The sequence below is a fragment of the Pseudarthrobacter siccitolerans genome (genome assembly GCF_030823375.1).
GTDB lineage: Bacteria > Actinomycetota > Actinomycetes > Actinomycetales > Micrococcaceae > Arthrobacter > Arthrobacter siccitolerans_A.
Window position 1 is genome coordinate 3,471,746 of sequence record NZ_JAUSXB010000001.1, and the last position, 23,714, is coordinate 3,495,459.

Genomic DNA, 23,714 nt, shown 5'->3' on the forward strand with positions numbered 1-23,714 from the left:
TCTATCCAGACTTGCGACTGATACCCGCCGTTGTCGCCTGCGGGTTGCGGAGGGCCCAATTCAGGTCGAGCACGATGATCTCACGCAGGAAGCCATCAAGTCCCCGGTAAGATTCCTGGCTGCCGGTCCAGAGGCCTGAGTCCCGGAGAAACAGCACAAATTCGTGCAGACAGATGGTGGCGATGACGCCCTCGTCGACAGAGCCCAAAATGAGAGTCGCTACCTTCGGCGCAACTTCCGTCGGCTCCAACGCAGTTATTGGCCCAGTTCTGTTGGATTCAGGATAATCATGGAAAAAGCCTGTCAAGTGCTGAAGGACCACCCTCACATCAGTCCTGTATTGTTGCCCGGCGTACCAACGGACAAAGGCGGGCGTCAGCGAATCCAATTCCCGGATGTTGCGGGTTGAGGCCAACGCGACTTCCGGCTTAACGTTCAGGGCAGGGTTCCGGGAACGCTTCCTGACACTGCTTCCATCGCCCGCCTCCCGGTCGCTCTTTCTGGCCACGTTGATCCCCACCTTTGTTGCCGCGATTGCCTGTAGCCAAGACGCTACGGAGGGAACCCGGTCGGCCGCTATGACGGCGGACTGTATGTGGACAACGCAAAGACGTTACCCGTGGAGCTCCCGGTATGCGGCGGCTGCTGCGGGGTGCAGCGGCAGGCCTGCCGTGTTGATGAGGGATTCCGGGCTGAGGAACTGGACACCCAGGCTGGACTGTGGAATGAGCTCCTCCGCGTGGCCCACCAAAAGCTCCACGGTTCGCTTCACCGTAGCGGCCGCCAGGTCGCTTCGGCACAGCAGCAGGTTGGTCACACCAACTGTCCACACTGCGGGAAGTCCTTCGTACGCTCCTGCCGGAATCAGTACCCGGTCGTAGAAGGCGCCGTACCTTGTGCGCAGGGAAGGAAGCAGTACGGAGAGATCCAGGAAACTGAGTCCCACGTCGTGATGGGCGGCAGCGATGGCGGCAGTGGGAACGCCGCCGGACCAGAACAAGGCATCCACTGACCCGCCGCGAAGTGCTGTCAGGCCATCGTTCAGTCCCAGATTCAAGACGGTAACCGCCTGTCCGCCAGAGCCGGGGGAACCCGCGCCGGCGGCCACGGACGTGAGGCGGGCTGCTTCGAGCAGGCGCGGTGTGGTCAGGGAAGTACCGGACCCCGGCTCACCCACGGCCACCGTCCTGCCCGCCAGTTCGGCAATGCTGCGGATGCCGTCGGCCTGCCGGACCGCGCAGTGGACATAATTCTCGTAGACCCGCCCGAGGGCTGTGATTCCCGCTTCGGATGCGATCTTCGCCGCTGCCCTTTCGGCCGCAGCGTCAGCAAGGGCGACGGCGAAGGTGGCCCGCCCGCCGAGGAGGTGCTCGAGGTTGTCCAGGCTGCCGCCGGTAGGCAGCGCGGTGGCTTGCCGGGCCACCCCATTGCGCTGAAGCGAGGCGGCAAGCAGGGTGGCGAACTCGAGGTAGAAGCCGCCTGGCTCGCCGCCTGCCACAACAAGCGAATCCAGCCGGTCTTCCGGAGTGCAGGCGCCCAGAGCCGGGAGCAGAATCCCGGCCAACCCGGCTGCAACACCGGCCTTGAAGATTCCACGCCTGGACACGGAGGGTGCATCCAGAGGGTAAGAAAGTTCACTCATGCGAGGCCGCCTGCCCGTTAGGGTGCCCGGCCCGAACCTCGGCGGCACGCGGAAACTCCAGGCAAGCGAGCAGGCCGTGGGGCTGAGCCTCAGCCAGTAGAAGACGTCCGCCATTCGCCACGGCCAGCTTGTCCACGATGGTCATGCCCAGGCCGTTGCCGCCCACGGCCCGGTGCTGCTGTGAGCGCCAAAACCGCTGTGTGGCAACGGACCGTTCCTCGGGTGAAAGCCCCGGCCCGTCGTCGGAGACTTCTATCACCACAGTGTTGCCCCGCATGCGGACAGAAACTGCAATGTTGGCGGGGCCGGCGTATTTGATGGCGTTGTTCAGCAGTTCACCAACCATCTGGGCAAGGTCGTCAGCGCGGCAGGTGACGAGTGCCGGCTGTGGGGGCGGGTTCTCGAGGAAAATGGAGGCTCCTGCGAGCCGTGCAGCGGGTTCTGCCCGTTCGGTTTCTCCCTGCAGGATGGGGAACGGGTCAAGGGGGGTGCGGTCCTTGTCGGAGATCCTGGCGGGCGGGGCGCCTGCGGAGTCCTCGAAAGCCCGGTACTCGGCTGCGGCAAGCTTCAGCACACCATCAAGGATCTTTTCCAAACGTTCGAGCTCGGTGACAACGGCGGCAGCAGCGGCCTGCTCCTTAGCTGTTTTCAATTCCAGTTGCAGCAGGTCGATCCGCAGCCGCAGCGCTCCCACCGGGTTGCGGAGCTCATGGGACGTGTCAGCAATGAGCTGGCGCTGGGACTCGATGCTGTCGCTGACACTGTGCGCCATGGCGGTGAAGGAGCGGCTTAATTCCCTCAGCTCAGGCGGGCCTTCCTCCGGCAGCCGGCCGCTCCGGCCGGTAGTTTCGAGTTCGGCGACGGCGGCATTAAGCCGGTGAACCGGGCGCAGTACCCAGCGGGTCACCCGGGCCGCGGCGATCAGGAGTATGGCCGCGAGGGCGGCCGCAGCCAGTCCGACGGCGAGCCAGCGCTCGCGCAGTTTCTGCCGTGCAGCGGCCTGGTTGACGTCCAGGACGGCCGCCCCGAGTACCTGGCTGGCACTTCCGAAGGAGCGGGAGATTACAGCCGAGCCTGTGCCGAAGGGTTGGAGCGGCGCCAGGGCAGTGTCATTGAGGTTAAGGCTGGCCCTGGCCAGGGCATCCCGCACATCCGCCCGGTCTTCGCTGAGGCCGCCGGAGCGCAGGGTCCCCTGCTGCAGCCGGATCAGGACCCCTTCCCCGTAGAGCTCGGAGTATCTGTCCATTTCAGCCTGCAGCTGGGTGGCGTCGCCGCCGTCGGCCCCGGCGTCGAAGGCAACCTGGGCGAGCCGGTTGAGGGAGGCAGCCCTGTTGATCTGGAGTTCCTGCGTGAGTTCCCTGCCGGCGGAGGCCAGGATGGTGTTGGAAGCAATGAGGACCAGGAGGACGGACAGGACGCTCAGGACCCCGAGGACACGGAGCCTCACGCAGGATCCGCCTCGATGCGATAGCCGACGCCGCGGACGTTGATGATAAAGCCCGGAAGCCCGAGCTTGGCCCGGAGCCCCGTTAGGTGCACATCCAGGGCCCGCGAGGAGGCGACGAACGCATCACCCCACAGGGAGTCCAGGATCTGCTCCCGGGTCACCACCGAGCCGGCATGGCCCGCCAGGAGTGCGAGCAGGTCGAATTCCGTGGCTGTCAGGGGAAGGTCTTCCTTATCGAGGACAGCCACCCGGCGTTCGAGGTCCACTTCCAGTTTCCCGAGCGTGATGACCCGCCGCCTGGTGTCCTGCGACCTGGCCGCCCGGCGGGTCACCGCCTCAATGCGGGCCAGCAGCTCCACCAGCTTTACGGGTTTGACCAGGTAGTCGTCGGCTCCGGAGCGCAGGCCCAGCACCACGCTCCGTTCGTCGTCCCGGGCGGTGAGGATCAGGATGGGGACAGGGGTCACCCGGCGCAGCTTCCGCAGGACCTCGAGGCCGTCAATATCAGGAAGGCCCAGGTCCAGCAGGATGACTTCGAACCGGCGATGCTCGAGGAGGGCGTCGGCGCCGCGGGAAACCCTGCTTGAGGTATGCCCGGCAGAAACTACCGCCGCTTCGAGGGCGGATGCCATGGCGTCGTCGTCCTCGACGATGAGCACATCCATAGCCAGTTCCTGTTCCTTTTCGAGTGGCGTGGTGTCACGGGTCCCCGCACCGCTGTGCCTGCCCTTGGCAGATTACCCCCTTCCCCGAATCTCCGCGTGGCGGGGGACCCGGCAGAACCCCCAATAGAAAAGAAAACCTAAGGAAGTGTTAGGAATTCGGGTTTCGCTTGGGCTGTGCCCTGGCTCACGAATAGCTTGGGTAAGGTCCTCAAGCTTTGCGGGGGGATGAACAACCTCAAGGAGGAACCATGAGCAACGCTGCCATGGACAGCACAAAAATCAGGCCGGAGCGGACAGCGGGGGCCGCGCAGCCAAGGAAGGTTCAGCGATGAGCACCCAGCAAACCGCAGCAGTCAGCGAATCAGCGCAGACGCGCCGGGCAGTCAGCAACATCCTCAAAGGCTCCGCCGGAAACCTGGTGGAGTGGTACGACCTCTACGTCTACACCGTCTTTGCCGCCTACTTCCAGTCGCACTTCTTCAACTCCAAGGATGACCTCCAGGCCGGCCTGGAAGCGATGGCAGTGTTCTCGACGTCGTTCCTGATGCGGCCCATCGGCGCCTGGTTCTTCGGACGGTACGCGGACCGGAAGGGCCGCAAGGCAGCACTGACCCTCAGCGTGACGCTGATGTCTGCCGGTTCCTTCGCGATCGCGGTCCTGCCCACCACCCAGCAGGTGGGCGTCTGGGCCTTGATCCTGCTCATCCTGATCCGCCTCATCCAGGGGTTCTCCGTGGGCGGCGAGTACGGTACCAGCGCCACCTACATGTCAGAGGCCGCAACGTCGAAGCGCCGTGGCTTCTTCTCCAGCTTCCAGTACGTCACCCTGATCGGCGGGCAGATGCTGGCCCTGCTGGTGCTGGTCATCCTGCAGAACGCCCTTGCCAAGGACGCGCTCACCGAGTGGGGCTGGCGCATCCCGTTCGCTATCGGGGGCGTGGCCGCGCTGGTGGTTCTGTGGCTGCGGCGTTCAATGGAAGAGACGGTTTCAGAAGAACAGGTACAGGCGGCGAAAACGCCAGTGGCAGCAGGGGTTGCCCAGCCCGGCACCATGAAGCTGCTGTTTACCCAGTACTGGAAGCCGCTGCTGATCTGCATCGGCGTCACCCTGGGCGGCACGGTGGCGTTCTACACGTACACCAACTTCATCCTGAAGTTCATGAACGATACGTCCGGCATCGCCAAGACCGACACCTCCGTGATCAACTTCTGGGCACTGTTCATCTTTATGCTCCTGCAGCCTGTCTACGGCATCATCTCGGACAAAGTGGGCCGCAAGCCGCTGCTGCTCTGGTTCGGCATCACCGGGGTCCTGTTCACCTGGCCGCTGCTCGCCACCCTGTCCAACACCAAGGATCCGTTCACCGCCTTCCTGCTCATGATGGGCGGACTGCTGATCGTGGGTGGCTACACCTCCATCAACGCCCTGGTGAAGGCTGAACTGTTCCCCGCTTCCATCCGTGCCCTCGGCGTCGGCCTGGGCTACGCAGTCGCCAACTCCCTGTTCGGCGGCACCGTCCCGCTCATCGGTTCCGCCTTCCAGAAGGCCGAACGGGTGGACCTGTTCTTCACGTATGTCACGGTAGCCATTGCCATCTCGCTGCTGGTTTACATCTTCGCGCTGAAGAACAAGAAGGCGACCCACCTGGACCAGGAACAGGGCCACGCCTGGGTGCAGGCGCCCAAGGACGGCGACAAGGAAAAGGACTCCGTGGGCGCTTAGCCTCCACGAGGAGAAACAGAGGAAGTACGACGGCGGGTGGCCACCCGCCGTCGTACCCTTCCCGGCAAGAACCTCGCTTGGGATCCTGCGCGCCTGGTGCGAGATCCAAATGAATGCAAAGCGTGACCGTCCAGGCATCGCCCCTGGCCGTCGTCGCTGTTTCACTGGATGCAGGCGGGTGTCCGCCTGGTGATGCCGGGGGAGGCAACTGCAGTGATTCGTATCCAGCGGACCATGGTGTTCGGCGCCGTCCTGGCCGTGACGGGTTGCGCGGCCCCGGCGCCGCCGGAGCTACTCACGGCGGACGGCGTCGAACGGGCTGCCGTGGACAGGGCCGCCTTCCGCGCGGAACTCGCTGCCTTCCGGACTTCCGCCTTCACGCTGGGTGATGCCCTGCTGGCCGGCGGGGGAGAGGGCAACGTGGTTGCGTCGCCGGGCAGCCTGCTGCTCGCGCTGGCGATGCTGCGGGCCGGTGCCTCAGGGGAAGCCGCAGCAGAGATGGACGCCGTGCTCGGGCTCCCTGATGCCGGCCGGGACGAGGCCATGAACGCCTTGCTCGCGTCCTTGGAAGAATACGATGGTGACCCGGGCTCCGTTGACGAAGAGAACCCTCCTGCCAAGCCGCTGATGCATACCGCGAACGGGTTGTTTGTGGACAGGAATGTTTCCACGGGTGACGACTTCCTGGAGACGCTGGCGAAGCACTACGGCACCGGCGTGTACCCGGTGGACTTCCGCGACGAGGCAGCCACCAAGCCGGCCATGGACGCCTGGGTCAACAGGAACACCGGCGGCCGGATTGAGAAGGCGCCGGCCCGGTACGACACCAGGAACACCTTCAGCCTCCTCAACACCGTTTATTTTGCCGCGGCCTGGGATGTCCCGTTCAGTGCCGAGGCCACGTCGGATGAACCGTTCGCAACGGCGCAGGGGACTGTCACCGTGCCCATGATGCATGGCCTGCAGCACATGGCGTTCGCCGAGGGCCCCGGCTGGCAGGCGGTGGACCTGCCGTACGGCGAAGGGTTCGTGATGCGGCTGGTGCTTCCCGCCAAGGAGTCCGACGGCGCTGCTGCCGCCATCAACGCGGGCCTGTTGGCCGGGGTGTCAGCTGCCTTGGAGACTGCAGAACCGGAGGTCATCGAACTGGCGCTGCCCACCTGGGACCACAAGAGCAGCTTTGATGTGCGGGCGGTCCTCGAGCAACTGGGCCTCCACAAAACCTTGGAGACGACGACCGGTTTTGATGCCATCCAGCCGGGCCTGATGCTCACCCAGGCCGCGCAGGACGCCAACATCACGGTGGCCGAGAAGGGAACGGTGGCCGCCGCCGTCACCCAGATCAACGGCATGGTGACCAGTGCCCCGGCCCAGCCCGAAAAGTCCATCACCTTCGACCGGCCGTTCCACTACCAGATTGTGCATGTGGAGAGTGGCCTGCCGCTGTTTATGGGGAAGGTCGCAGACCCGCGCTGATGGATGGCTGCGGCAGACCCGCGCTGTCAGGGTTAGCGGCTGGACTTTGCAGCAGCGCGCCGGACGATCCCGCCGTAAGCTCCGAACAGGCGCGGCAGCACAACATACACGGCAGCCGGAACCACCACGAGGGTGAGCGCCAGGGCGCGCAGAACCGGATGCCAGCCTTCCGTCAGTGGGGCGCTCAGCAGCATACCCACGGCTACAAGGGGGAAGATGGCAAGCCAGGTGATGACTGCGCGGACGTGGATGGACGGCGCGGGTGGAGCAGGCGGGGCGGACAGAACCGCGGCTGTGGTGGCCGCTGTTGTGAGGGCGGGGGCGGGAACGGTGGTGTTGTTCACGGGAATCTCCAACTAAACGGTTGCTTTGTTGGGATCGAGACTAGACCTGCAGCCGGCAAAGTGCAACTACCTAGTTGGAAACGCGTAGAATAGCGTCATGGCCTGGAATACTGAACGAACCAAAGCGCTGCTGCTGGCTGCCGCCACGGAGGAATTCAGTGAAAAGGGCCTGGCCGGCGCGCGCGTGGACCGGATCGCAGCCGCCGCGGGCGTCAACAAGGAGCGCATCTACCAGTACTTCGGCAAGAAGGACGATCTGTTCGACGCCGTCCTGGCCGCGGAACTGGTGCGCGTCATGACCGAGGTCCCCATCGAGGGCAACGGCCCCGCGGCCGTGGGAGATTACGCCGCGAAGCTTTTTGACCGCCACACCAAGGACAGCGCCCTGGCCCGGCTGCTGTTCTGGGAAGGGCTGGAGCGCGGCCGCAACACCGTGGACCGGGCCACCCGGGCAGACCACTGCGCCGCCAAGGTGGACCAGATGCTCCGGGTTCTGCCGGGCATCGACCGCACCGATGCAGCGGACCTGGTCCTCACTATCGTGACGCTCTGCGACGGCTGGACCGTCCTGCCGCAAATCGACGCACTCCTGGCCGGCGCCGCGCCGGACCGGCTGGAACGCCGCCGGGCCTTTATTGCCCGTACCGCCATGCTGACGGCCGAAGCCCTCCTGGCAGAAGCCCCCGCGGCTGCGGCCAGTCAGTAGGCGAATGCGGCCGACAGGTTAGCGCGGGCCGCCCTGCCACAGGGCATCGAACGGTGCGCCCGAGGCCACGCGGTTCCGGATTCCGGCGGTGACGAAGGCCTTCGCCGCGCGTGCGGCCTCCAGCGGCGCCGCACCCTTGGCAAGCTCGGCGGTCACGGCGGCTGCGAGGGAGCAGCCGGCACCGGACACGGCCACCTCGCCCACCTTCTCCGCGCGCAGCACCTCGAGGGTTTCGCCGTCATAGAAAACGTCGACGGCGTCCGGGCCTTCCAGCCGCACCCCGCCCTTGGCGAGCACCGCCGCACCGCTGATTTCGTGGATGCGGACGGCCGCCGCCTTCAGCGACTCCACGTCCGTGATCGTCAGGCCGGACAGGGACTCGGCCTCGAAATGGTTCGGTGTCACAAACGTGGCCAGCGGAAGGATCTGCGCCTTGAGCGCCTGGTCCGTGTCCAGCGCGTGCCCGGGCTCCTGGCCCTTGCAGATCAACACGGGATCCAGGACCACGTTGCGGAACTGGCCGCCGTCGAGGGCGCCCGCCACGGTGCTGATGGTCGCCGGGCTGCCCAGCATGCCGATCTTCACCGTGTCCAGCACGGAGGGCGCGCCGGACGACGGGCCGTACGCCGCCGTGGTCGCCTCCAGCTGGTCGGCAATCACCTGCTGGTCCACCGGCACAAAGCGGTGGTTCCAGCTGTCGTTCGGGTTGAAGGACACGATGCAGGTCAGGTTGGCGATGCCAAAGACCCCCAGCTCCTGGAAGGTCTTCAGGTCTGCCTGCGCGCCGGCACCGCCGGTGGCTTCGGAACCGGCGATCGTCAGGACGACGGCGGGAGCTGCAGCGGGGGACTGGACATCGGCGGTAACGGAAGTCATGGCACCATCCTGCCATCCGGCGCCGGCCGCCCGCCTTGTGTGTCTGAACAGCGCCTTTCCCTGAACCCGTTCAATGCGACAACGGGGCCGGAATTCTTGCCCAAGGAGCCTTCAGGCCTTGAGTGTGGCGTCGAGCAGGGCCCGCAGCTCCCGGAAATGACGCTCCGTAGCCTCCGGATGGAAGGCTGAGGTGTCTGCCATCGAGTAGCCGTGGGATGCGCCGGGGTAGATCTCGTTCGATGCTTCAAGGCCCGCAGCCTGGAGCGCCTCACCCAGCCGGGCGACGGCGTCGGGGGCCATGCTCTGGTCATGGTCCGCGTGGCCGAACACAAACCGGGCGCGGGCGTTGCCCAGGGCCAGGTGGGGGCTGTCCGGGGCGTCCGTCGCCAGGCCGCCGCCATGGAAACCGCCACACGCCGCCACCACGTCCGGCCGTGCGGTGGCGGTACGCACCGCAAGCCTGGCTCCCATGCAGTAGCCGAAGGCACCGATGGGACCCGGCGCTGCGCCGTCGATCGCCCCAAGCGCCTTGACCCACGCATCGATGTCAGCCACGGCTTTGTCCGGAGTGAGGCGGCCCACCCGCGGGAACGCGGCCTTGCCGGCGGCCGCCCTGCCCTCCGCCGTGGCCATGTCCGCCGCAGGAGCGAGCTCGCCGGCCTTGCCTTCCCGGTAAAAGACGTTCGGGGCCAGGACAACGTAGCCCCAGTCGGCCACCCGCTGGGCCATGTCCTGGATGCGGGGGCGCAGGCCGAACGCGTCCATGTAGAGGATTACGCCCGGAAAGGGGCCGGTGCCAGTGGACGGACGGGCCACCAGGGCTTCGGCGGTGCCTGCTGCGGCGGGGATTTCGATGAGCATCCGCTCAGGATATCGGAACCGGCATGGGCGCCCTGCTCATGAGTAATACCGGCCCAGGGTCTCGGCCTTGAACTCGAAGAAGGTGCCGGCTTCGATGGCCAGCCGTGCATCGTCCACCATCTTCACCACGAACCGCTCATTGTGGATGGAGATCAGCGTGGCGGAGACCATCTCCTTGGCCTTGAACAGGTGGTGGATGTACGCCCGCGAGTAATGGGTGCACGCGTAGCAATCGCAGCCCTCCTGGAGCGGGCCGAAATCGCGCTTGTACTTGGCGCCCGAAAGGTTGAAGCGGCCCTGCGGCGTGTAGAACGCGGAGTTCCGGGCCACGCGGGTAGGTGAGACGCAGTCGAAAGTGTCTGCGCCGTTTTCGATGGCCGTGAAGATATCGTCCGGCTCGGAGATGCCCAGCAGATGGCGCGGTTTGTCCTCCGGCAGTTCCTCGTTGCACCACCGGACGATCGTGCCCAGGTTCTCCTTCTCGAGGGCCCCGCCGATGCCGAAACCGTCAAATGGCATGGCGCCCAGATCCCGGCAGGCTTTCCGGCGCAGGTCCTCGTACTGGGCCCCCTGGATCACGCCGAACAGTGCCTGGTACGGCTTGCCCTCACGGGCCGAGGTCAGCCGGAAGTGCTCCTCGATGCAGCGCAGCGCCCACAGCCGCGTTCGCTCCAGCGATTCCTCCTGGTACCCGCGGGAGTTCTGCAGGGTGGTCAGCTCGTCGAAGGCGAACATGATGTCCGCGCCGATCTGGTGCTGGACCCGCATCGAGATCTCGGGGGAGAAGCGGTGCTTGTCACCGTTCAGGTGGCTCTTGAACCAGACGCCGTCGTCGTCGATATGGGCCAGGCGTTCCTTGCCGGGAGCTACGGCGTCATCGGGCCCGGAAGCGTCCACCGATTTCATGTCGATGACTTTCTTGAACCCCGAGCCCAGGCTCATCACCTGGAATCCGCCGGAGTCCGTGAACGTGGGCCCGGACCAGTTCATGAACGCGCCGAGGCCGCCGGCTTCATCGAGGATGTCCGCTCCCGGCTGCAGGTACAGGTGGTAGGCGTTGGCCAGCAGTGCCTGCGCGCCAAGGTCAGCCATCGATTCGGGCAGCACCGCCTTCACCGTGGCCTTTGTTCCGACGGCGATGAACGCGGGCGTCCGGATTTCTCCGTGGGGCGTCGTGATGGTGCCGGTGCGGCCCAGGAATGCACCGCCGTTGGACTCCAGTTGGGCAGCCGACGGCGGGCACGTTTCGGCAAGGCGGGAGCCTACTCGGAAGCCGAACTCGGACTGCCGGGAGAGCGCGCCAGGCAGCGCGGCTTCCCTGGCTGGGGCAGCCGCCGGGGCAGCGGGGGACGGAGCGGAAACAGGGTTGGCTGGCACCGTACCAGTGTGCCAGCAATCGGGCAGGTCCCTCAGCTCACCGGTTCTGATGTGGGGTAGTTCTCAGCCCGCCAGGAGTCCCAGGATGTGCGGATCGCGTCCACCCTGGCGGCACCCAGGCCGTAGGTGGAAACAATCACCAGCGATCCGCCGTCGGGCCGGACGTCCGCGATTTTTGGCTGGTCGGCAACTATCAGCAGGCCGTCGCCGCGATCCGCGTAGCTGTGGACCGTGAGGCCCACCTGGTGATTGCTCCGGTACCAGACTTTCCCGGAGATCTTCTCGCCGGTGGCCAATGTCAGCCCGTAGTCCTCGCCCGGCGCCGGCACATCCGAGAGGCCGAGCTTTTCAATGCCGGAGCCTGGTCCGCCGGGAACTTGCAGGAACAAGGTGTGGCGCTTGCCGTGCGGGTGGTGTTCCAAGGCGAAACGGAGTTGCTGCAGGAATGTCAGCCAGCCCTGGGTGATGTCCTCGTCCCACGCAGCCCATTCCGAATTGTGGTCCAGCGCTGCCCGGGTGATGCTAACGCGGGTTCCGTTGGGCTCCGGATGGAGCTCGAAGACGTCGCCGCCGTGGACCGTGAAGCTCGTGTGGTCCGGTGATTCCTCTTCGTCCCCGGAAAAGTAGATCTGATTGATCTCGGCGTCCAGGTCCTCGGCCTGCCAGCCGTGCCATTGGGCCACCCTGGCCGGTTCGCGCAGCATCGTCCAGACCTGCGGCGCGTCAGCATTGATCACAACGCTCAGATTGTTCGTCATAGCCCCGAATGTACAACTCCGGCCCGGCGCCGGATAGGGGTTATTTGTTCACGGCCGAAGTCAGGCCCGGACGGCCTCAAGTTCGTTGCTGATGCGGCGCTCAAGCTCACCCGGACCGATGGTTTCCGAGCCTCCGTGGGCCCGCAGGAACAGCAGGGATTCGAGCCGCAGGAGCCGCCATTCCCGCTCGGCGTCATGATTGGAGTTGTCGATGGACCGGAAGATTTCCTTGTCGTACAGGTTGGGCTCGTTGAGCGAGCGCTGCCGGACCTTGGCCGCCATCCTGGCCTTGAAGGCGTCCGTTTCCTGGTTTTCCGGGGTGCGGATCAGCTTCTCGTAGACCTCCGCCCGCTCCTCCTGGCCGTTCTGCCGGCAGATGTAGCTGGCCAGGGCCAGGGAGGCTTCCACGGAGGCCCACCGGCCGGGATTCCCGTCATATGGCAGGACGTTAAGCAGGTCCGCGACGGCCAACGAACCATCGGCGTCCTTGAGGGTGACAAACAGTTCGTGCGCGAGGTCGCTGAGGTCCTTAAGGCAGCTGCCCGACTTGAAGTTGACCCCTTTCGCCAGCCGGTCGGCCAGCAGCAGAACGCCCTCCGCATCCGGGTGGGCTTCGGCCGCAGCTTCCACCACTGATTCCGGCGTACCCTTCGGCGCCGGGATCAGGGCGAGTTCCTCCTCGCCGGGGCCGGTTGCCGCCGGGGGAACCGGGGGCAAGGGAGGTACGACGACGGCGGGGGCCGCAGGTGCCGCAGCCGCCTCTTCGCCGGGCTGCCCGGGCGTGGCTTCCCCTGCCGGCCCAACCACCTCGACCGGACCGGCCTGCAGCGGAAGCTGCGTGACGGCGTCGGCCTCTCCGCCCACAACAGTCACCGCGGTGCCCACGGCGATGCGCAGGGTCCCGCCGCCTGACAGGCTGGCGAGTACCAGTGCCGGCGCGCCGAAGTCGTCTGATTCAAGCTCAACCTGGCTGATTTCCGCTGTCCGCTCACCGCCGGGCAGCAGGATGTGGCTGCCGGTGGTCAGAGATCCAGCCTGCTGTTCGCTGTAGTTACGGGCGGCTGGTGTTTCGGTCATGGGAGTCCTTAAGTTCTCTTGCGGTCCGCCCTACAGTCTACAAAGGAGGGCACCGGAAGTCGGGGACGCCGGGTGCGGCCGAGGGTGTCAGAACCCCACGCCCGCGAAGGCCAGCGCCTGCCGGATCAGGCCGCCGCGGCCGCCCGTGAACTCCAGCTGCACGCCGGGGCTCAGCACTTCCTCGGGGGTCATCCAGGTCAGCTCCAGTGCGTCCTGGCGTGGCTCGCATTCGCCCGTCACCGGGATCACGTAGGCCAGGGACACGGCGTGTTGCCGCTCATCGGTGAAACCGGTCTGGGACGGGGCCGGGAAGTACTCCGCCACCGTGAAGGGGACCGGGCTGATGGGCAGCTGCGGGAACGCCAGCGGACCAAGGTCCTTCTCCATGTGCCGGAGCAGGGCTGCCCGGATGGTCTCGCGGTAGATGACCCGCCCGGACACCAGCGAGCGGACCATGGTGCCGTCCTCGTCAGCCTGGAGCAGGGTTCCCACTTCGTTGACGAAACCCAGCGGATCCAGCCGGACAGGCACAGCCTCGACGTACACCATGGGCAGCCGCCCGCGCGCCTCAAAAAGGTCTTCTTCGGAGAGCCAGCCGGGATTCGGGTCAGGTGTGCGCACGTTCATGCTTAAGTTCTACCCCATGGGACGGCGCTCGGAGATCCACACCGTGGCCGGCACGTGGGCCGTGCCGGGCCCGGCGTCCGGGTTGGGCACGTGGAGGGTGCTCCCAAAGGCCTCCTCGGTCATGGTTGCCTCAAAGCCCGCGGCGGCGAGGCGGACCCGCAACGGTTCCAGGCCGCCGTCGTACTCAAAGCCCAACCCGGGGCGTGGCGGGCCCGCTGCCGGACGCACCAGCAGGACCCCTCCGTTCTTGGCCGTGAAGTCGGCGGTTTCGTCAGCGTCAGGCACCGGGCGCGGACGGGCGCCGATGTGCTGCAGCGTCCGGGCTGCCGCCGCGGCGTCCTCGGTGAACCAGACCCCGACGACGGCGAGGGCCGCGTCGGCATCAGCGCACTGGGCCATGTGGGCGGCATGGTCAGCCAGGAAAGTGAATCCGTCCGGCGCAGTGATCCTGCAGGTTTCGCCGTGGTCCGCCGTGATGATTTCCGCGGGTGAGGTTCCATCGTCCTGGGCCGAGAGGTTGGTGCGGCGGGCGAACTCGGCGAGATCACCCACCTCCACTGTGAACGCGGTGGTTCCGTCCTCTTCGGCTCCGTCCGGTACTTCATGGAGGGCAAGACGGCCCGAACCGGAGTCAAAGACGCGGAACCCGCCGTCGCCCTCGGTCAGAACCAGACCCAGTGTGGTGAGGAGCCGGTCCCAGGACTCGATGGCGGAGGTGAAATGCAGTGGGCGCACGCGGAGCATTAGTGGTCCTTCGTTTCGGGAAACCGGGTATGGCCATGTTGCCACGACCGGGACGCAGGCAGAATAGGGCCATGGCTGTTGAACTCGAGGAACTGCTGGTGCCGGACGCCGCCGCCTGGCGTGGCTGGCTGGAGGAAAACCACAGGACCAGCCCCGGCGTGTGGGTGGTCCTGCACAAGAAGGGCGGGCAGGTGACGGAGTTGGACTACGCCGCCGCCCTTGACGAGGCCCTGTGCTTCGGCTGGATCGACGGCCAGGGCAAAAGCAGGGACGCAGAAAGCTCCCTCCAGCGGATGACCCCACGCGGACCCAGGAGCGTATGGTCGGCCCGTAACGTCACGCATGTGGCGCGGCTGGAAGCCGCAGGCCGGATGACCGAGGCGGGCCGGGCAGCCGTGAACGCCGCCAAGGAAGACGGCCGCTGGGACAAGGCCTATGAGGGGCAGGCGGCGGCCGAAGTTCCGGCGGACCTGGCCGCCGCCATCGCCGCCGTTCCGGCCGCCCAGGCGATGTTCGATGTCCTTACCAAAACCAACCGCTTTGCCCTGATTTACCGGACCAACTCGGTCAAACAGGCTGCCACCCGCGAACGTAAAATTGCGGGGTTTGTGGAGATGCTGGCCCGTGGTGAGGCGCCGTACCCGCAGAAAAAGCGTCCAGCCGGGCTGTAACAGTAATTGGGTCCTTGTGTTCGGACGCCTAGGGTAGAAGGTTTAATTGCGCTGGTGCCGCCTCCTCATCCGGGGGCGGCATTTGTGTGTTCGGCGACGGAACGAAAACCATGATCCGCAACCCCTTCAAAAATCCCAGGCAAACTTTCCCGGGCCGCCCCCTTTGGTGGCCAGCCGGGCGGCCGTTGCCGCCCTGGTGGTGGTCCTCACCCTGGTGTCCGGCAATGCCGGGAAGGGGCCGGCTGCCACGACGCCGCAGACACTCACCTCGCTCGTCTTTCCGCCGAAGCACCAAGGACGTGGGGCTCGCTGCAGTGGGCGGCTCCGTGAACGTCAAGAACGGCACAGTCACGCCGCTCGCGGGTATCCGCTGAGGCTTCTGGGACGCGTCAGGGTTCGATGGGAAAGGCGACGCCTTCGCCGACTACCCGAAGGCACAGTTCCATCCCGGGCCGGGCGATGGAGGCGTTCCAGTGCCGGATGGTGATGATCTCGCCGCCGCCGGGGTAACGGTGGTCGCCTCCGCTGGCAAGTTCCGGGGGAACCGCCAGCTTGAGCCGCACGGTGGTTTCCGGACCGAAGTAGTCGGTGTCCACCACCACGCCGCGGATGGGGCCATCCTCGGCGATGCGGATCTGTTCCGGCCGCAGCATCAGCTGGACCCTGCCCTGTGCGGGAGGCCGGCGGACGGGGATGCCGCCGAGTGAACAGGTGGCGAGCGAACCTTCCATCCACGCGTCCAGGATGACGGCGTCGCCCAGGAACTCGGCAGTGGCGCGGTCAGCCGGGCGTGTATAGACCACAAAGGGGTTACCGATCTGCGCAAGCTTCCCGCCGCGCATCACCGCCACCTGGTCGGCGAAGGACAAAGCTTCAGCCTGGTCATGGGTCACGAGGATGGTGGTCACGCCGGCCTTGTTCAGGACCTTGGCCACTGCCCGCCTGGTGGCTACCCGCAGGCCGGCGTCGAGGGCGGAGAACGGCTCGTCGAGGAGCATCAGTTCCGGTTCGCGTGCCAGGGCCCGGGCCAGGGCAACGCGCTGCTGCTGGCCGCCCGACAACTGGTGGGGGCGCCTCTTGGCCATGTCCGGATCCAGCGACACCATCTCCAGCAGCTCGCGAACACGGTCTTCCACTGCCCTTCGGCCGCCGGGCAGTTTTGCCGGGTCAAGTCCGAAGGCAACGTTTTTGCCCACGCTCAGGTGGGGGAACAGGGCGCCGTCCTGGGCCACGTAGCCGATGTGCCGTTTGTGCGCCGGTACCCAGGCGCCGTCCCCGGCGACCTTCGCACCGTTGAGCGAGATGCTGCCGGTTACCGGATGATCAAACCCTGCGATCAGCCGCAGCAGCGTGGTCTTGCCAGAGCCGGACGGGCCAACGATGGCGGTGGTGCCGCCCCGGGCGATGGAAAGATTAACGCCCTTGAGGACAGACTGGCTGCCGAAATTCCGGGTGACGTCCGTGATGACCAGGTGACTGTCCGTGGAGGTAGCCACGGAGGGGGCGACCCGCGGTTCCGGCAGCCGCGAGGGCGCCTGATCGGCCGGTGCTTGATCGGCCGGTTCTTGATGGGCCGGCACTTGTTGGCTGGGTGCCGTTTGCTTCGCTGCTTTTCGGATCGGGGCTTGTTCGATCGGCGCTTGTTCGATCACTGTCCGGCTACTTTCTTGGACTGCTGGAAGAGGAGGTAGGTCATGGGGGCGGAGAGCAGGATCATCAGCAGTGCGTAGGGAGCTGCTCCCGCGTAGTCGATCTCGCTGCTCTTGCTCCAAAACTCGGTGGCCAGCGTGCGGGTCCCGTTGGGGGACAGGAGCAGGGTTGCGGTGAGCTCGTTGGCGATGGCCAGGAAAACCAGGGCGGCCCCGCCCGCGGCTGCGGGAGCGCTGAGCCGCAGCGTCACCCGGATGAAGGCGAGCAGCGGTGGCTTGCCCAGTGCCTGCGCGGCCTCATCAAGTTCCTTGGGCGCCTGGGAAAGCCCGGCACGGAGGTTCACGAGCGCCCGGGGGAGGAACAGCAGGACATACGCCGCCACCAGTACGCCGGCAGTCTGGTACATCCCCGGCACCACACGGATGCTGACGGTCACGAAGGCCAGGCCCACCACGATGCCCGGCAGCGAACTGGTGATGTAGTTGGAGAGCTCCAGGGATTTACTGAACCAGCCGGGATGCCGGACGGCGAGATAGGCCATCGGGAACGCCACTGCCGTGGTGGCAACTGCACCCGCCAGGCCGTAACCAAGCGTGGACAGGAGGGCCGGGAGGAACTCGTCGGCAGCCCACGCCTCCGGTCCGCCTGCCACCGTCCAACGCACCACGAAATACAGCGGCAGCCCCACAGCCAGTGCGGTCAGTGCCAGCAGGAAGGCCTGGGCCGGAACCTGGTACCCGCGCAGCGGAAGCCGCAGCGCTCTGGCCTGGGCCCCCGATCCGATCCGGGCGTACCTCGCCGTGCCGCGGCTGCGGACCTCGGCCAGGAGCAGGAGGAGGCAGAAGAACACGAGGACGCTGGCCAGCATGTTCCCGGCGGCACCATTGAACGTGGACTGGTACTGGGTCATGATCGCGGTGGTGAACGTATCGAACCGGATCATGGCGAACGCGCCGTATTCGGCGAGCAGGTGCAGCCCCACCAGCAGCGCCCCGCCGGTCATGGCAATCCGGAGCTGGGGGAGCACCACCCGGAAGAACGTGCGCCACGCCCCAAGCCCCAGCGCAGCGGCCGACTGCTCGATGGCCGGGTCCAGCCGGCTCAGGGAGGCGGCGGCCGGGATGTACACCAGCGGGAAGTAGGACAGCGTGGCAATCAGCACGCCCGAGCCCAGGCCGCCCATCGAGGGAACGGCCGAGACCCAGCCGTAGCTGTTGACGAAGGCGGGGATGGCCAGCGGGGCAGCCAGGAGGACAGCCCACATTTTGCGTCCCCGCAGCCTGGTCCGTTCAACCAGCCACGCGCCAGCCACGCCCAGCAACAGGCACAGCGGAATGGTGGCCGCCATGAGCAGGATGGTGTTCAGCAACAGCTCGGTAACCCGCGGCCGGAAGATCAGTTCGACGGCGGTCTCCCAGCCGGTTGCCACGGTCATGTACACCACGTACCCCAGCGGGACGAGGGAAAAGAGGGCGATCAGCACCGCCAGCACGGACACTGCAGAAACGCCGAAAGGCGGGCGGGGACTTTTGCCCCGGCCCGCCGTCGTCGTGCTCCTTTGGGGGGGAGCCGATAGATCGGAAGTCACGAAATTACAGGAGTCCTGCCTTGGTCATCAGATCGGTGACCTTTTCGGAGTTGAGCTTGGCGGGGTCCACGGTGGGCGCCTGCAGGTCTGCGATCGGGACCAGCTTCTCGTTGGCCGGAACATCAGAGGCAATGGCGTACTCGAAGGAGGTGCCGGTCTTCAGCACTTCCTGGCCCTTCTTGCCGGTGATGAACTTCAGGAAAGCCTGGGCGGCTGCTTCATTCTTGGACGTCTTCAGCACGCCACCGCCGGAGATGGAGACGAAAGCGCCCGGATCCTGGTTCTTGAAGTAGTACGGCGTGACGTTCTTGGAGTTCTCGCCGGTCTTGGCCTGGTCGCCATAGTAGTAGTAGTGGTAGATCAAGGCGGCGTCCACTTCACCTGCGTTGACTGCCTTCATGGCGGTGCTGTTGCCCTTGTAGGCCTTGAAGTTTTCCTTCATGCCTGTGAGCCACTCCCCGGTGGCGGCTTCGCCCTTGAGCTCGAGCAGTGCCGACACGATGGCCTGGAAGTCGGCGCCGGTAGGCGAAGCGGCCCACTTGCCCTTCCACTCGGGCTTGGCCAGGTCAAGCATGGACTTGGGCAGCTGGTCCTCGGTCAGCTTGGCCTTGTCGTAGACCAGGACGGTGGAGCGGGCCGCAATGCCGGTCCACTTTCCGGTGGAAGGCCGGAACTCTTGGGGAACCTGCTCCGTTGTGGCCTTGTCCACATCCGCAAAGAGACCCGCGTTTTCAACCTGGGTCATGGCCGGGGAGTTCTCGGTGAGGAACACGTCCGCCGGGGAGGCCGCGCCCTCCTGGATGATCTGGTTGGACAGCTCAGTGTCCGAACCCTGGCGCATGGTGACCTTGACGCCGGTTTCGGCTGTGAAGGCGTCGACCCATTCCTTGGTCAGGCTCTCGTGCTGGGCGTTGTAAACCGTGATTTCGCCGGAGACTGCGCCGCCGGAGGCGGAAGCGGCAGGTGAACCGGTGGAGGCGGGCGTGCCGCTGCCGGCGCAGGCGGTCAGGCCGAGTGCGGCGCTGGCGGCGAGTGCGATGCCGGCCAGTGCGCTGTTGCGAATCTTCATTGAGGGCGCTGCTTTCTGGGAAAGATTTGGGGCGGACCACGGTCCCGGTGAACCCTGGAGAAGGGAACCTCACCTGAGAAACTGTAGGGTAGGCAACCCTAAGGCGTAACCCGGAAAGCGCTTAAAGTGAGCAGTGTCACATCAATTACGGAACTGTTGCGTGCCCTAATCCAATGCGGCGATGGATGCGGCGGCCTCGATTGCCATCCACGCCTGCAGTTGGGTGGAGAGCTCGACGCCGGCGCCCGCCGGGGAGGGTGCGCCCCGGTCCTCCGCGTGCAGGGGAAAGGCGAGTCTTCCGGGTTGTTCCTCGCGGTTGCCATTGCCGGCGGCGGGCCGCCTTCCTGCCCAGAAAGCCTGCGCGGTGCCGGTGACAAGCCGCGCGGCGGTGGCGCGGGCCTGCCGGGGGAGCCGCGGATCTGCTGCGGCGAGCGCAAGGTAACGGCACAAGATCCCGGTGAACAGGCCGCCGTCGCCCGTTCCCTCGCAGCGCAGGACGGTCAGTTGGCCAGCAGCTGCGCCGCCGTCATTGCCCCCTCCTGCCGGAACTGTCAGGTGCCGGTCCACCGCCTCCACCAGCATGGCTGCCCTGGCCAGGTTCGCCTCCCCGCCCAGCTCAAGCAGCGCACCCAGGACCGGGCCCTGGTTGTAGGTGTAGACCGCCCGCTCGGTCAGCACGTTCCCGTCGGGGCTAAGCCGGACGCCGTCGAGGTACAGGCCCTGCCCCGGGTCGAAGAGGGTTACGTCCAGCCAGTCCAGCAGTGACTGCGCCTTGGCCCGCTGCCCTGTGCGGGCGTAGAAGAGGGCGACAGGTGCGGTGGCGGGCGTGTTTTTGAAGTCGCGCTTCTTGCTCCAGAAGGAACCGCCGCCCAGGTCATCGGTGCAGGCGGCGTCGAACTGGAGCGTGAGCGTCTTGCGGACCGCCGCGTTGCGCCGCCGCCCGGGCCGGCGCGTTTCCTGGGCCAGTGCGTCGAGCCGGAGGGTGGCGAGGGCAAGCCAGGCCATGTCGTCGTAGTAGTTGTTGACAACTGTGAGGCCGTTGCGCAGCCGGATCCCGGTGACCAGCCGGGAAGCGAGCCTTCCGGCGCTGGGATGTTCCGGGCCGTTGAACCTGGCGGCAGGAGTGGCGCCTTTGCCCAGCTCGCGGCGGCCCGCATCCACCAGGCAGTCAACATAGTGGGCCTGCCACCAGTAGTGCCAGGGCTGGAGCAGCTTGCCCTTCACGTCGTCGCGCCAGCGGGGGGCGGGCCTCTGGATGCCGCCAAGATGGGTGCCCGGCAGGAAGAACAACCTCCTGCCGAAGAGTCCGGTGACAGACCGTGCGGCCTCGTTGGCCCTTTCGTGCCAGTCAACGGGAGAGGAAGTCATGGCTTCCACCCTAGCCGGGCGTACGGCAGCGCCGGGAAGGCCGGATAGTGCGTGGACCCGATAATTTCAGTTAACATTCACTAACTAATGCTCCGCGGGCTTCTGCCGGAGCAGGCCCGCATCAAGGAGGATGTATGGACGTCACAGGCAGCGTTGCGTTGATCACGGGAGGCGCCTCGGGCCTGGGGGCAGCTACTGCCCGCAGGCTGTTCGACGCCGGCGCCTCAGTGGTGCTTGTTGACCTCCCCTCCTCTGCCGGGCAGGCGTTCGCCGAAGAGCTGAATGGTGGGACCGCGAATCCCATCCGAAGCCCCAAAAAGTCCGCCGTGTTTATGCCCGCGGACGTCACCAGCGAACCGGAGGTTCAGGCCGCCGTCGATACCGCCACACAACTGGGCCCGTTGCGCATCGTGGTTAACTGCGCCGGAATCGCCACCCCCGGCAAAGTGCTGGGCCGGGAGGGCGTGCTTCCGTTGGAAGCGTTCAACCGGGTCATCCAGGTCAACCTCGTAGGGACGTTTAACGTGCTGCGGCTGGCAGCGGCCGCCATGGTGGCCAATGAACCGGCCAGCACGGAACTGGGCGGACCGGAGCGCGGCGTCATCATCAATACCGCCTCGGTAGCAGCCTTTGAAGGGCAGATCGGACAGCCTGCCTACGCTGCTTCCAAAGGTGCGGTAGCGGCGATGACGCTGCCCATCGCCCGCGAATTGGCGCGCTCCCTGATCCGGGTGGTCACCATCGCGCCGGGAATCTTCGAAACGCCCATGATGGCCGGATTGCCGCAGGAAGCGCAGGATTCTTTAGGCGCCCAGGTGCCGCACCCCTCCAGGCTGGGCAAACCGGCCGAGTACGCCAACCTGGTAGCGCATATCGTGGACAACGCCATGCTGAACGGGGAAACCATCCGGCTGGACGGCGCCATCCGGATGGGACCGAAATGACCACGGCCGGAACGGTAACCCTGCCCCCGGCGGATTTCTTCGCCGTCGAATCCCTGCTGAACCAGGCGGAACGGGACAAGCTGGCTGAACTGCGGGATTTCCTGGCAAGGGAGATCGCCCCGTACGCGGGGGACTGGTGGAACAAGGCCGAGTTTCCCGCGCACATCCTGCCTAAACTCGCGGCCCTGCAGCTCAGCACGCCTGCGCAGCGCGGCTACAGCCACCTGTTCGCCGGCCTGGTGATCGCCGAGATGACGCGCGTGGACACGTCCATTGCCACCTTCTTCCTGGTCCATCACGATCTCTTCGTTGAGTCGCTGTACGCCTTCGGCAGTGCCGATCAAAAGCGACGGCTGCTGGACGACGCCTCGAACCTGCGCATCACCGGTGCGTTCGCCCTGACGGAACCGAACCATGGTTCTGATGTGGCCGGCGGCATGGAAACCCGCGCCAGGCGGATATCTTCCACCACCGGCAGGCCCGACGACACCGGGGACACCTGGGTGCTGAACGGCGCCAAGCGGTGGATCGGCAACGGGACGTTCTGCGACTATATGCTGGTGTGGGGCCGGGACGAGGCGGACGGATCGGTGCGCGGCTTCATCGTTGATGCCACCCTGCCCGGGATCACCCGGACGCGGATCGAAAACAAGATCGCGCTGCGGACGGTGCAGAATGCGGACATCGTCTTCGATGACGTGAGCGTGGCCGAGGCGGACCGCTTCACCGCCATCAGCAGCTTCGATGACACCAATGAGCTGCTGCGCGGCTCGCGCATCATGGTGGCCTGGCAGGCTGTGGGCCAGCAGTTGGCGGCGTTCGACGTCGCCCGGCAGTACGCCGTCGAGCGCCGCCAGTTCGGCCGCCCGCTGGCACAGTTCCAGCTGGTCCAGCAGCAGCTGGTGACCATGCTGGGCAACGCCGTGGCAAGCATGGGCATGATGGCCGGGCTCGCCAGGCTGCAGGAGAACGGCGCTGCGGACATGCCGCAGGTGGCGCTGGCCAAGTCCTACCTGAGCGCGCGGATGCGTGAGACCGTGGCGCTGGGCAGGTCCATCCTGGGCGGCAACGGGATCGTCATCGACTACAGGATGGCGAAGATTTTCTCAGACGCGGAGGCCATCTACACCTACGAAGGATCGTTCGAGATCAACACCCTGATCGTGGGCCGCGCCATCACCGGGCTTTCGGCGATTGTCTAGTCCTCGGTGGTTGAGCCTGTCGAAACCGGATAAGGCTGCATCTCGCCTGCCTCCACACGCACGTCCAGGGAGTTGTTCCTCACCGGCATGGGGCAGGTTCCGTACGGCGTAAAGGCGCTGGGATAGTTGATGGCCCGGTTGAAATCGAGCACTACCGACCCGTCCGGGCGGGGCCGCGGCACGGCGAGCTTGCGCCAGTCATCGGTGGTTTCGCCGTTTGTTTCATCATGGAATGTGAGTGTCAGGGCGCCAAGCTTCTCCTCCTCCGCCTGGAGCCGGACTTCGTGCTTACCGCCGGGAACACGGAACACCACCTCGCCCACCGTGCGATGGACGCCGTCCACCAAGGGGTTGGCGGTGGCGATTGGCACGGCCACAGGCTCCGGATAGGGCTCGAACCTGCCGATGACTTCCCAATCCGGGTTGTACCTGTACGTGGGAACGCCCCGGAACTCCGTGAAAACGGGGGATCCAGCATCCCGGGTGCGGATGGCGTAGCGGCCTCCCCGCATGGCCAGCTCAACAACCACCTGGGCGCCGTCTTCGCCGCCGTACCGGACCCACATCAGGGACGCTTCGTCCGCGAGGGCCGCGGAAATCGTCCCCTCCACCGCTTGCCCTGTCTCCACCAGCGACAACCCGTCGGCGGGCGTTGCGGTGAGTGCCGCCGTCGTACCGTCCGTGGACCAGAGCCCAGGCACCAGTTCGACGGCGGCCGGGGAGTTTTCGAGCCATTGGAAGGAGGTGAGGGTCAACCACCCGTGGCGGGCTGCCAGGGCCTTGTTCCGGTTGTCGCGGAAGCGCTGCCAGCGCTCCACCTGGCTGGCTGGAGTGGTGCTCATGGTTCCTTTCGTACGTCATTTCCGGCTGCAACTGCAACTAACCCTCCTTCATTCCGG

At 66.1% G+C, this 23,714-nt stretch carries 23 protein-coding genes; 6 read left to right on the forward strand and 17 right to left on the reverse strand.

The annotated features are described in order from the left end of the window. Nucleotide 1 precedes the first annotated feature (1 nt). The 4 genes from QFZ36_RS16240 to QFZ36_RS16255 form a co-directional block, all read right to left on the reverse strand. Nucleotides 2-508 carry a hypothetical protein gene (locus tag QFZ36_RS16240; RefSeq protein ID WP_306637969.1) on the reverse strand — a complete coding sequence of 169 codons (507 nt, stop codon included), beginning with the start codon at nt 506-508 and terminating at the stop codon, nt 2-4. Nucleotides 509-613: 105 nt separating this feature from the next. Further along, nucleotides 614-1,642, reverse strand: a complete 1,029-nt coding sequence (locus QFZ36_RS16245) for a TAXI family TRAP transporter solute-binding subunit (protein WP_306637971.1) — start codon at nt 1,640-1,642, stop codon at nt 614-616. Further along, complete coding sequence (locus QFZ36_RS16250; protein WP_306637972.1) at nt 1,635-3,089, reverse strand: sensor histidine kinase; 1,455 nt, start codon at nt 3,087-3,089, stop codon at nt 1,635-1,637. Before QFZ36_RS16250 ends, QFZ36_RS16245 begins: the two co-directional genes overlap by 8 nt. Further along, nucleotides 3,086-3,754 carry a response regulator transcription factor gene (locus tag QFZ36_RS16255; protein WP_306637973.1) on the reverse strand — a complete coding sequence of 223 codons (669 nt, stop codon included), beginning with the start codon at nt 3,752-3,754 and terminating at the stop codon, nt 3,086-3,088. The genes QFZ36_RS16250 and QFZ36_RS16255 overlap by 4 nt, the downstream gene beginning before the upstream one ends. A 328-nt stretch (nt 3,755-4,082) precedes the next feature. On the opposite strand from QFZ36_RS16255, the gene QFZ36_RS16260 reads away from it, so the two are divergent. Both QFZ36_RS16260 and QFZ36_RS16265 read left to right on the forward strand, forming a co-directional pair. Next, entirely contained in the window at nt 4,083-5,477 is a 1,395-nt protein-coding gene (locus QFZ36_RS16260; RefSeq protein ID WP_306637974.1) for an MFS transporter, read from the forward strand. Between the two features lie 234 nt (nt 5,478-5,711). Next, nucleotides 5,712-6,953, forward strand: coding sequence for a serpin family protein (locus QFZ36_RS16265; RefSeq protein WP_306639249.1), 1,242 nt, complete (start codon nt 5,712-5,714; stop codon nt 6,951-6,953). A gap of 32 nt (nt 6,954-6,985) precedes the next feature. On the opposite strand, the gene QFZ36_RS16270 is transcribed toward QFZ36_RS16265, so the two are convergent. Beyond that, nucleotides 6,986-7,297, reverse strand: a complete 312-nt coding sequence (locus tag QFZ36_RS16270) for a hypothetical protein (protein WP_306637976.1) — start codon at nt 7,295-7,297, stop codon at nt 6,986-6,988. Nucleotides 7,298-7,394: 97 nt separating this feature from the next. Here QFZ36_RS16270 and QFZ36_RS16275 point away from each other — a divergent pair, with 97 nt between their 5' ends. After that, entirely contained in the window at nt 7,395-8,003 is a 609-nt protein-coding gene (locus tag QFZ36_RS16275) for a TetR/AcrR family transcriptional regulator (protein ID WP_306637977.1), read from the forward strand. A gap of 18 nt (nt 8,004-8,021) precedes the next feature. On the opposite strand, the gene QFZ36_RS16280 is transcribed toward QFZ36_RS16275, so the two are convergent. From QFZ36_RS16280 to QFZ36_RS16310, 7 genes are all read right to left on the reverse strand, one after another. Next, nucleotides 8,022-8,879, reverse strand: a complete 858-nt coding sequence (locus tag QFZ36_RS16280; RefSeq protein ID WP_306637978.1) for a hydroxymethylpyrimidine/phosphomethylpyrimidine kinase — start codon at nt 8,877-8,879, stop codon at nt 8,022-8,024. A 111-nt stretch (nt 8,880-8,990) separates the two neighbouring features. Then, nucleotides 8,991-9,740 carry a dienelactone hydrolase family protein gene (locus QFZ36_RS16285; protein ID WP_306637980.1) on the reverse strand — a complete coding sequence of 250 codons (750 nt, stop codon included), beginning with the start codon at nt 9,738-9,740 and terminating at the stop codon, nt 8,991-8,993. A gap of 36 nt (nt 9,741-9,776) precedes the next feature. Continuing rightward, nucleotides 9,777-11,117 carry a tRNA guanosine(34) transglycosylase Tgt gene (gene tgt, locus QFZ36_RS16290; RefSeq protein WP_306637981.1) on the reverse strand — a complete coding sequence of 447 codons (1,341 nt, stop codon included), beginning with the start codon at nt 11,115-11,117 and terminating at the stop codon, nt 9,777-9,779. A 32-nt stretch (nt 11,118-11,149) separates the two neighbouring features. Beyond that, nucleotides 11,150-11,875, reverse strand: a complete 726-nt coding sequence (locus tag QFZ36_RS16295) for an SRPBCC family protein (protein WP_306637982.1) — start codon at nt 11,873-11,875, stop codon at nt 11,150-11,152. 60 nt (nt 11,876-11,935) lie between these two features. Continuing rightward, the gene (locus QFZ36_RS16300; protein WP_306637983.1) at nt 11,936-12,952 is read right to left on the reverse strand and encodes a DUF6707 family protein; all 1,017 of its coding nucleotides are present in this window, start codon (nt 12,950-12,952) and stop codon (nt 11,936-11,938) included. Nucleotides 12,953-13,039: 87 nt separating this feature from the next. Next, nucleotides 13,040-13,579, reverse strand: coding sequence for an NUDIX hydrolase family protein (locus QFZ36_RS16305; RefSeq protein ID WP_306637984.1), 540 nt, complete (start codon nt 13,577-13,579; stop codon nt 13,040-13,042). Between the two features lie 9 nt (nt 13,580-13,588). Continuing rightward, a complete protein-coding gene (locus QFZ36_RS16310) occupies nt 13,589-14,323 on the reverse strand; it encodes a VOC family protein (protein ID WP_306637986.1) in 735 nt (244 codons plus the stop codon). Nucleotides 14,324-14,394: 71 nt separating this feature from the next. Between QFZ36_RS16310 and QFZ36_RS16315 the strand changes: the two genes are divergently transcribed. Further along, on the forward strand, nt 14,395-14,994 hold the full coding sequence (locus tag QFZ36_RS16315) for a YdeI/OmpD-associated family protein (protein ID WP_306637988.1): 600 nt from the start codon (nt 14,395-14,397) through the stop codon (nt 14,992-14,994). A 389-nt stretch (nt 14,995-15,383) separates the two neighbouring features. On the opposite strand, the gene QFZ36_RS16320 is transcribed toward QFZ36_RS16315, so the two are convergent. From QFZ36_RS16320 to QFZ36_RS16335, 4 genes are all read right to left on the reverse strand, one after another. Further along, nucleotides 15,384-16,490, reverse strand: a complete 1,107-nt coding sequence (locus QFZ36_RS16320) for an ABC transporter ATP-binding protein (protein WP_306637989.1) — start codon at nt 16,488-16,490, stop codon at nt 15,384-15,386. Between the two features lie 152 nt (nt 16,491-16,642). Beyond that, the gene (locus QFZ36_RS16325; protein ID WP_306637990.1) at nt 16,643-18,232 is read right to left on the reverse strand and encodes an ABC transporter permease; all 1,590 of its coding nucleotides are present in this window, start codon (nt 18,230-18,232) and stop codon (nt 16,643-16,645) included. Between the two features lie 4 nt (nt 18,233-18,236). Further along, complete coding sequence (locus tag QFZ36_RS16330) at nt 18,237-19,301, reverse strand: iron ABC transporter substrate-binding protein (protein WP_306637991.1); 1,065 nt, start codon at nt 19,299-19,301, stop codon at nt 18,237-18,239. Nucleotides 19,302-19,466: 165 nt separating this feature from the next. After that, complete coding sequence (locus tag QFZ36_RS16335; protein WP_306637993.1) at nt 19,467-20,669, reverse strand: glycoside hydrolase family 76 protein; 1,203 nt, start codon at nt 20,667-20,669, stop codon at nt 19,467-19,469. Between the two features lie 134 nt (nt 20,670-20,803). Here QFZ36_RS16335 and QFZ36_RS16340 point away from each other — a divergent pair, with 134 nt between their 5' ends. After that, nucleotides 20,804-21,613 carry a 3-hydroxyacyl-CoA dehydrogenase gene (locus tag QFZ36_RS16340; RefSeq protein WP_306637995.1) on the forward strand — a complete coding sequence of 270 codons (810 nt, stop codon included), beginning with the start codon at nt 20,804-20,806 and terminating at the stop codon, nt 21,611-21,613. Beyond that, the gene (locus tag QFZ36_RS16345) at nt 21,610-22,815 is read left to right on the forward strand and encodes an acyl-CoA dehydrogenase family protein (RefSeq protein ID WP_306637997.1); all 1,206 of its coding nucleotides are present in this window, start codon (nt 21,610-21,612) and stop codon (nt 22,813-22,815) included. Before QFZ36_RS16340 ends, QFZ36_RS16345 begins: the two co-directional genes overlap by 4 nt. Here QFZ36_RS16345 and QFZ36_RS16350 read toward each other — a convergent pair. Beyond that, nucleotides 22,812-23,657: a DUF1684 domain-containing protein gene (locus tag QFZ36_RS16350; protein ID WP_306637999.1), complete on the reverse strand. Its 846-nt coding sequence runs from the start codon at nt 23,655-23,657 to the stop codon at nt 22,812-22,814. The two genes, QFZ36_RS16345 and QFZ36_RS16350, sit on opposite strands and share 4 nt — an antisense overlap. Between the last annotated feature and the right edge of the window lie 57 nt (nt 23,658-23,714).

Excerpts from the sequence above, each read along its gene's own strand:
- QFZ36_RS16245 (WP_306637971.1), bottom strand. The coding sequence starts at position 1,642 with ATGAGTGAACTTTCTTACCCTCTGGATGCACCCTCCGTGTCCAGGCGT.
- QFZ36_RS16255 (WP_306637973.1), bottom strand. The coding sequence starts at position 3,754 with ATGGATGTGCTCATCGTCGAGGACGACGACGCCATGGCATCCGCCCTC.
- QFZ36_RS16260 (WP_306637974.1), top strand. The coding sequence starts at position 4,083 with ATGAGCACCCAGCAAACCGCAGCAGTCAGCGAATCAGCGCAGACGCGC.
- QFZ36_RS16265 (WP_306639249.1), top strand. The coding sequence starts at position 5,712 with ATGGTGTTCGGCGCCGTCCTGGCCGTGACGGGTTGCGCGGCCCCGGCG.
- QFZ36_RS16275 (WP_306637977.1), top strand. The coding sequence starts at position 7,395 with ATGGCCTGGAATACTGAACGAACCAAAGCGCTGCTGCTGGCTGCCGCC.
- QFZ36_RS16280 (WP_306637978.1), bottom strand. The coding sequence starts at position 8,879 with ATGACTTCCGTTACCGCCGATGTCCAGTCCCCCGCTGCAGCTCCCGCC.
- QFZ36_RS16285 (WP_306637980.1), bottom strand. The coding sequence starts at position 9,740 with ATGCTCATCGAAATCCCCGCCGCAGCAGGCACCGCCGAAGCCCTGGTG.
- QFZ36_RS16295 (WP_306637982.1), bottom strand. The coding sequence starts at position 11,875 with ATGACGAACAATCTGAGCGTTGTGATCAATGCTGACGCGCCGCAGGTC.
- QFZ36_RS16300 (WP_306637983.1), bottom strand. The coding sequence starts at position 12,952 with ATGACCGAAACACCAGCCGCCCGTAACTACAGCGAACAGCAGGCTGGA.
- QFZ36_RS16305 (WP_306637984.1), bottom strand. The coding sequence starts at position 13,579 with ATGAACGTGCGCACACCTGACCCGAATCCCGGCTGGCTCTCCGAAGAA.
- QFZ36_RS16310 (WP_306637986.1), bottom strand. The coding sequence starts at position 14,323 with ATGCTCCGCGTGCGCCCACTGCATTTCACCTCCGCCATCGAGTCCTGG.
- QFZ36_RS16315 (WP_306637988.1), top strand. The coding sequence starts at position 14,395 with ATGGCTGTTGAACTCGAGGAACTGCTGGTGCCGGACGCCGCCGCCTGG.
- QFZ36_RS16330 (WP_306637991.1), bottom strand. The coding sequence starts at position 19,301 with ATGAAGATTCGCAACAGCGCACTGGCCGGCATCGCACTCGCCGCCAGC.
- QFZ36_RS16335 (WP_306637993.1), bottom strand. The coding sequence starts at position 20,669 with ATGACTTCCTCTCCCGTTGACTGGCACGAAAGGGCCAACGAGGCCGCA.
- QFZ36_RS16340 (WP_306637995.1), top strand. The coding sequence starts at position 20,804 with ATGGACGTCACAGGCAGCGTTGCGTTGATCACGGGAGGCGCCTCGGGC.
- QFZ36_RS16345 (WP_306637997.1), top strand. The coding sequence starts at position 21,610 with ATGACCACGGCCGGAACGGTAACCCTGCCCCCGGCGGATTTCTTCGCC.
- QFZ36_RS16350 (WP_306637999.1), bottom strand. The coding sequence starts at position 23,657 with ATGAGCACCACTCCAGCCAGCCAGGTGGAGCGCTGGCAGCGCTTCCGC.